This is a genomic window from Streptomyces sp. NPDC060209 (assembly GCF_042728155.1).
Taxonomy (GTDB): domain Bacteria; phylum Actinomycetota; class Actinomycetes; order Streptomycetales; family Streptomycetaceae; genus Streptomyces.
This window is the reverse complement of record NZ_JBHWZS010000095.1, coordinates 21,122-27,518: the sequence shown is the minus strand read 5'-3', so window position 1 is coordinate 27,518 and position 6,397 is coordinate 21,122. Positions and strand designations below refer to the sequence as shown.

General features: G+C 60.3%; 6 protein-coding genes. 3 read left to right on the top strand and 3 right to left on the bottom strand.

The window, feature by feature from the left end:
- Positions 1-541 precede the first annotated feature (541 nt).
- The 3 genes from ACFWFI_RS19730 (at position 542) to ACFWFI_RS19720 (ending at position 5,107) form a co-directional block, all read left to right on the top strand.
- The gene (locus ACFWFI_RS19730) at positions 542-2,317 is read left to right on the top strand and encodes an AIPR family protein (RefSeq protein ID WP_387391673.1); all 1,776 of its coding nucleotides are present in this window, start codon (positions 542-544) and stop codon (positions 2,315-2,317) included.
- Between the two features lie 575 nt (positions 2,318-2,892).
- Positions 2,893-3,705, top strand: coding sequence for a hypothetical protein (locus ACFWFI_RS19725; protein WP_387391670.1), 813 nt, complete (start codon positions 2,893-2,895; stop codon positions 3,703-3,705).
- Positions 3,706-4,321: 616 nt separating this feature from the next.
- Positions 4,322-5,107: a GIY-YIG nuclease family protein gene (locus ACFWFI_RS19720; RefSeq protein ID WP_387391667.1), complete on the top strand. Its 786-nt coding sequence runs from the start codon at positions 4,322-4,324 to the stop codon at positions 5,105-5,107.
- On the opposite strand, the gene ACFWFI_RS19715 is transcribed toward ACFWFI_RS19720, so the two are convergent.
- The 3 genes from ACFWFI_RS19715 to ACFWFI_RS19705 are packed head-to-tail and all read right to left on the bottom strand — an operon-like array spanning position 5,041 to position 6,310.
- On the bottom strand, positions 5,041-5,349 hold the full coding sequence (locus ACFWFI_RS19715) for a hypothetical protein (protein ID WP_387391664.1): 309 nt from the start codon (positions 5,347-5,349) through the stop codon (positions 5,041-5,043). The genes ACFWFI_RS19720 and ACFWFI_RS19715 overlap by 67 nt on opposite strands.
- Positions 5,346-6,089 (bottom strand): GntR family transcriptional regulator, encoded by a 744-nt coding sequence (locus tag ACFWFI_RS19710; RefSeq protein WP_387391661.1) that lies wholly within the window; start codon positions 6,087-6,089, stop codon positions 5,346-5,348. Before ACFWFI_RS19710 ends, ACFWFI_RS19715 begins: the two co-directional genes overlap by 4 nt.
- Entirely contained in the window at positions 6,086-6,310 is a 225-nt protein-coding gene (locus tag ACFWFI_RS19705) for a hypothetical protein (protein ID WP_387391659.1), read from the bottom strand. The genes ACFWFI_RS19710 and ACFWFI_RS19705 overlap by 4 nt, the downstream gene beginning before the upstream one ends.
- Between the last annotated feature and the right edge of the window lie 87 nt (positions 6,311-6,397).

Genomic DNA, 6,397 nt, shown 5'->3' with positions numbered 1-6,397 from the left:
GGCCTGCCTCCTGTCTCCGCCCCGGCTGGCCGCGCCCGGCGGCGCGCTGCGTGCATGCGGGCAAGGGCGGCACGTCATCCGCAGGCACAAGATGATGCCTCCGGCGGAGATCGGCCGGCACCGGGATGGAGGGGCGCCGTTGCCGACCGCGGGCACATCGTGGCGAGCGTTGGGGGCTCCCATCCCGTCCACCATCGACCCAGGCAGAGCCGAGCAGACGCGGCCCATGGCGTCCAGGTCGTTCGTACAGTGGCGCGCTCCACCTGGACGCCATGAACCACGCCCGCTCCACGGTGTGTGGGTCGACGGCGGACGGGATGGGAGCTGGGGTGAGTGGTGAGTTAACCCAGCGAATCAGTCCGCGATCCTGAAGCTACCGAGTGTGCACCATCACGGTCTTCTTGAATCGGCGGTCCGCCCGGTACTGAAGCGGACCGCCGTCGGCACTTAGAACTGGCTCACCCAAAGGCACCCCAGACGCTACGCTCACTGACAAACACACCGTGATGAGATCAGCGCTCGCGCTGCCTAGGGGGATAAAGTGCACACGCTCACGGGAAAGCGAGTGGCCAAGTTTGCACGAGACTTTGGCTTCGAGGGGGGCGAGGCGAAGCAGTTCGAGCTGTACGTCGCAGCCAACTATCTCTTCCCTTATGTACGGGACGATATCGAGCAGATTGAGCGCGCTGTTCTCGGCGGTGGGACCGACGAGGGCATCGACGTCGCTGCCGTTGTAGTCAACGGACAGATCGTCTCGGAACCCTCAGAAATCGACGACCTTATCTCAGATCAGGCGTCCAATTCAGCGCGGGTACTCTTCATCCAGGCTAAGACAAGCGAGTCCTACGACTCTAAGCTCATCGCGAAGTTCCTCCACGGCGTCGAGGCCGTGACAAAGTACGCGATTAAGGCGAAGAGCGTCAAGCTTCCTCCGGCCCTGGTTGACCTGGCTTCTTTGATCGATCGGATCGCAGAAAACGGTGACAAGTTTCAAGACACGCGAATCCCGTGCGAACTCTTCTACGTCACCACCAGCAGCAATGACGGGAAGAGCGCACAGCAAGAACTTCAGGTCACAGAGGCGATCGATCGCATTCGAGCCCAGGGTATTTATTCAGAACCTTTGCACCTCAACACTCATGGCCACGATGCGCTAGCCGCAAAGCTGAAAGAGCGTCACGGACCACAGAACATTCAGTTCAACTTTGAAAAGCGGCAGACCATCCCTGCGACTGAGCGTGTGAGTGAGGCTTACATCGGGCTCTTGTCCGGTACGGAGGTGATGAAGTTGCTGACGGATGAAACCGGCTCCGTACGACCAGGGATCTTCGACGACAATGTGCGTCTCGATCTCGGTAGCCATAACCCAGTGAATATCCGGATCACGAGAACCCTTCAGAGCGACGACCGCGAGCACTTTCCCTTCCTCAACAACGGACTCACGATCATTGCGTCATCTCTCCGAGGGTCGGGTGACAGATTCTTCATCTCCGGGTATCAGATCGTAAATGGCGGGCAGACGAGTCACCAGCTCGTTAGGTGGGCGGCAGGCGACGAGGTTAAGGCCAAGCCGGCCCTCCTCTCTGACCTTTGGATCCCGGTGAAGATCGTCAGCTCAGGCAACGCTGGGGTGCGAACGAACGTGGCGATCGCTACTAACCTGCAAACTCCCATCGGCTCAACTGACATTCAGGCGAGTACCCAGATGGCGAAAGACGTGGAAGAGTTTTTCAACCAGTCGGGCGCAAACGGTCTACGTTATCTGCGGCAGAACCAGCATGCGTCTCTTGATTTCCCGCGGACTCGTGTTGTCACGACTCCCGAACTCAACCGAGCGGTCGCTGCAACACTGTTCGGTGATTCTTTCCGAGCGATCGGTGCTCCGAAGGAGCTAGAGGTTGAGGGCTCGTTCGTTTGGGGTGAATACTCCGTCGAGGCTTACTACTACGCAGCCTGGATTTTGTATCGGGTAGACAGATTCTTCGCCCGAACACCCGACTCGACCACTCTCAAAGCCGCGAAATATCATATCGCAATGATGGTGTCCACTCTGATCACGCCGGAACTTGTATCTATCTTCGAAACCTCTGATACAGAGGCAGCAAAACAGCGACTGAGGGGCGCTAAGAAGCTGAGGTTCAAGATTTCGGACTCAGAGAGGATTGAAGGAGCGATCACTACTGCAGTCAAGCTTGCCACCGAGCAGTTTCAGTCTGTCTTGAACGAGGGCAGGAGTTTGCGCAAGGACGATGTGCGCAGCCGTCGTAACCAGGAGGCTCTGCTACAAAAGGCCAAGGAGTCGAGCGCCGACGTTTGATGCTCGGATTTCGATACATCAGCCGAAAGTAGTCAGACGAATAAGGCCGGGGATCGACCCTAATTGGAAATCTCCGGCCTTTTGGTCTCTTTTCTAGGGATCTTCAACGGCTAAGGCTACGGCGGTTGGAGGTCAAGGCCGGTTTTGGCGAGGAGTTGATGAGGCCGGGGCGGCATTGCATCCGTTTTAGCCGGGTCCTCACCAGGGCCGTGAGTTCGTCGAGGCTGACGCTGAGAGACGAGCGCTGAGTCCCGCTGACATCCATGGCCCCTGACGACCGAGTCACCGTGCGGGGTGTCCGTGCGATGAACAGGCCCCCGCATCCGGGTCAGCTGCCAGACGGGTGAATGATGGGGACACGAGTCTCTATAGAGTTGGCACAACGCCTGGCGAAGCCAAAAGAGCAAAATTCCACGGATCGCGCTCCGGCTCCAGTGCAGCCTCCATATAAGACTTGACAATTACAGTATAGAGCCAGAAGTGAAGGAATCTTGATACATAACGGAGCCACCACAGACGCACAAACTGATCAACACGATAACCACGAAATGGACTTCCCGCCCGTGGAGAACGGCGTGGACTATCTCCTCATCGTGGCCGAACACTTGACTGCCAGCCAGCCACCTAGTCCGCGAAATCTGAAGTACGCAGTACTTCACCTGCAAGCCGCCGCCGAAGTGCTCCTAAAGGCCCGTCTGCAACTCGAACACTGGAGCCTAGTTTTTAAGGATCCAGCCCTGGCGAACCGCCGTAAGTTTGAAGACGGAGATTTTGAGAGTTGCACTACAAGTAGTGCTCTAACCCGCCTAAGACAAATCGCGAATATCGCGATAGACGAAAAGTCAATCAAGGCAATCGAGACTCTCAGTAAGTCACGAAATGCACTACAGCACTACGGCCTGAAAACCTCTGCGCGCGCCGTGGAATCTCGCGCAGCGCAGGTGCTCGACTTCCTGATTACCTTCGTCCATGACCAGCTACTTCCGGAGCTCCCCGGTACAGAAGTCGACGAGGTAATCGGAGATCTTGATTATGCCGGCGAGAAGCTCCGCACCATCCGATCTTTCATGGACACGCGACTAAAGCGTCTCGCTGGAGAGTTGAGAGATGTCCGACATCGGACTTTGAAATGTCGCGAGTGTGGCCAATGGGGCATCGTCGTTGGCGATGGCGATTCCTCCGTCTCGTGTCATTTCTGTCACGTATTGTGGGGCCCCGCAGAAAGAATGCTGCACTCTTGGGTCATTACTGAGGAGAACTGGCTCGGGGTCGAAATTGACGTCTGCCCCGACTGCGACCACCAGACACTTGTGGCGGACTACGTGCGGGTAGCTGAGGCTCCAGAGAAACGGTGTACGCTCTGCTTCTTCTGCGGCATCAGAGGCTAGAAAGCACTGAACCAGCCCTCTGCGTTCTTGTCCCGGATCCCTGAATCACAAAACCTACGAGGCACGGGGCATCATGGCCAGCAAGCTCTGGTGTCGGGAACACTCCAATGGCGGCCCGGACTGCCTGCGGCGGGCGTCTCTGAAGACGATTCGCAGCGGAGCCGACGTTGCGCCATCAACTTGAGTTGGTCGGATACCAATCGACGCTGCTTCAGGGGTGGTGGGCGCCACGATGGCGGTTGCTGACGTCTGGACCATCTGTGGACAGAAGCACGGGAATTTGACCTGATCAAGCTGTTGACCAGCACGTTATCCGCGAGGCTCAAGGGCCTCTGGAGCCGTATGCGCCAGCCCTCAGCGCTGCCTCTTGGTGCCGTCAGAAGAGCTATCCAATCCCGGTGCCGTCCACTCGCGGTAACCGGCTGAAGCTTCCCAAGTTAGGGGCCGTGCAGCCGGGAGGCTCTGTCAGCGACAGCGAGTAGCCTGCGACTGTCTGCCGTGGCGCGCTTGGAGGCCTCGTGGAAGCTACCGTTCTCACCCGTCCTGACCGACTCTGGTCGGCGGAGGAAGTCTTGAGGCGTCCAAGCCCTGTTCCGGCGATGGCTGGGGTCTACGGATGGCACTTCGAACAGCCCCCCACCCGGGCCTGGTTGCTGGGCGACTGCTATACGTTGGCATAGCCCCGCGGTACATGGCGAACCGGACCAGCACGCAGAACCTGCGGAAGCGCGTGCGGTACCACTTCCGGGGCAATGCAGCAGGATCGACCCTGAGGCTCACTCTCGGCTGCCTGCTCGGACTCGAGTTGCGTCGTGTGGGCGGCGGCAAGCGCATGACCTTCGGCAAGGAGGGGGAAGCCGCCCTCAGCCAGTGGATGGCGGAGAATGCCCGAGAATGCCCGAATGTGCTCGATCGAGCATGCCGAACCGTGGTCCATGGAGTCGGAGCTCATCTCTTAACTCGACCTGCCGCTGAACCTCGACCAGAACCGCCGCAACGCTTTCCATCGCCGGCTTTAGGAGTTGCGCGCCCAAGCGCGCCAGCGTGCACGCGAGCTGTCCATCACAGCCGCGCCATATCTCCGTGGAAGAATTCTGGAGATGATCTTAAGCAAACAGCTCTGTCGTGCTGCCGGAAACCGACACAGACCAACGCTCTGACCCGCGCATTTCACGTGAGTTCCTTGGCGCCGCTCTTCCAGGGCCTAATTCGGGACAGAGCAGTCCCCAGGCCGTCCACGGTCGACGAAAGTCAGCCGGCAAGCCAGAAGCCCATGGCATCTAATCTGGTCAGAGCCATGGGCTTCCCATGCTGTGCTGGTCGGGGGACCGTAGATCAACAGGTGTGCTCACGCGGATCGCGCGTTACTCGGAGGTGCCCGCGACTCGTTGCGACGCGGTAGACGTCCCGTAGAGCCCCGGTCAACTCTTTGACCAGGCACCGCATGTCGTCGAGTGACGTCCCCTGGTTGTCGAGAGCCTCTGAGGCTTCGTCCAACAGTTCGCTCGCAGTACCGAGTTGGATCGCTTCGATGCCGTCCGCGAGGCGGGACATGTAGCCGTCCGGGTCGTCGGTGCTCAGGTAGCAGGGCTTGTCCTCCGGTCCTGACCACGGGAGGAGCCGAAGTTCGTTCGGTGTTGTCATCCTTGGGTTGGCCTCTCGTTGAGCACATGATGGGTGGTGAAGACGGCGTCGACTCGGTCTCCCGGAAAGGCCAGGAGCGCGGCTTCAACGACGCGTCCCGTGGCGTCGGTGGCGATGCGCGTGATCGCGAGAACGGACATGTTGTTTCCGATCCGGAGGGCCGACGCTTCGTCTGGGGTGGGGGAGCGGGCGGAGACCGTCTCTCGGATCGTGGCCGACGACGGGCCGAGGACGGCAAATCTCGTGGCTGCCTCCCGGCACACGGAGTCGTTGTCGAGGACTCCGGCCGGGGCCATGTCGCGCGGGATGTAGATGCGGGCCAGGCCGTGCGGTGACCCGTGTTCGAGGCTGAGGCAGGTGTACTCCGCGAGAGGGCTGCCCGTTGGCACCTTCAGCAACGTCGTCAGGTGCACGGAGGCCGGAACCGTGGTGCTGCGAACCGTGATGCGTAACGTTGGCTGAGCAGCGGTCCAGGGGTCCAGCGTGCCCCAGCCGCCGACATACATGATCTTGCGGCGGGGGTGACGGACGTAGTTCCCCTTGCCGTGGATCTTCTCGACGAGTCCTTCGCCCTGGAGCACAGCGAGAGCGCGTCGCAGGGTCACCGTGCTGACCGTGTACTGGGCGGCCAGGCCGGCTTCGGACGGGAGGCGTTCGCCACGCTTGATGCTGCCCGTTGTGATTTGGTGGCGTAGGTCGTCGGCGATGTCGTGATGGCGTCGGGGCACGAAGCCGGTCACCGCCTTCTCAGCAGTCGCAGGGCGGTGAGCCGGGTGCGGGCGTGTATGGCCAGCAGTTCGCCCGACTCGAAGACCAGTTGCTTGGCCCCCTGGGAAAGCTGGAAGAGGTCTCTCACTCGGCAGGCCTGACCGCCGAGTTGGATGATGTCGCCTCGTTGCACGGTGGCCGCAGTGACTTCGACGGGGTAACCCAGTGCCCCGCCGGGGGCCGGGGCCCTCATGCAATCACCTTCACGGGCACGGTCGGGTCCGCGGTCGAGTGGCACGGGCAGACGCACACCTCGTAGATCACCGGTACGTCGTCCGTC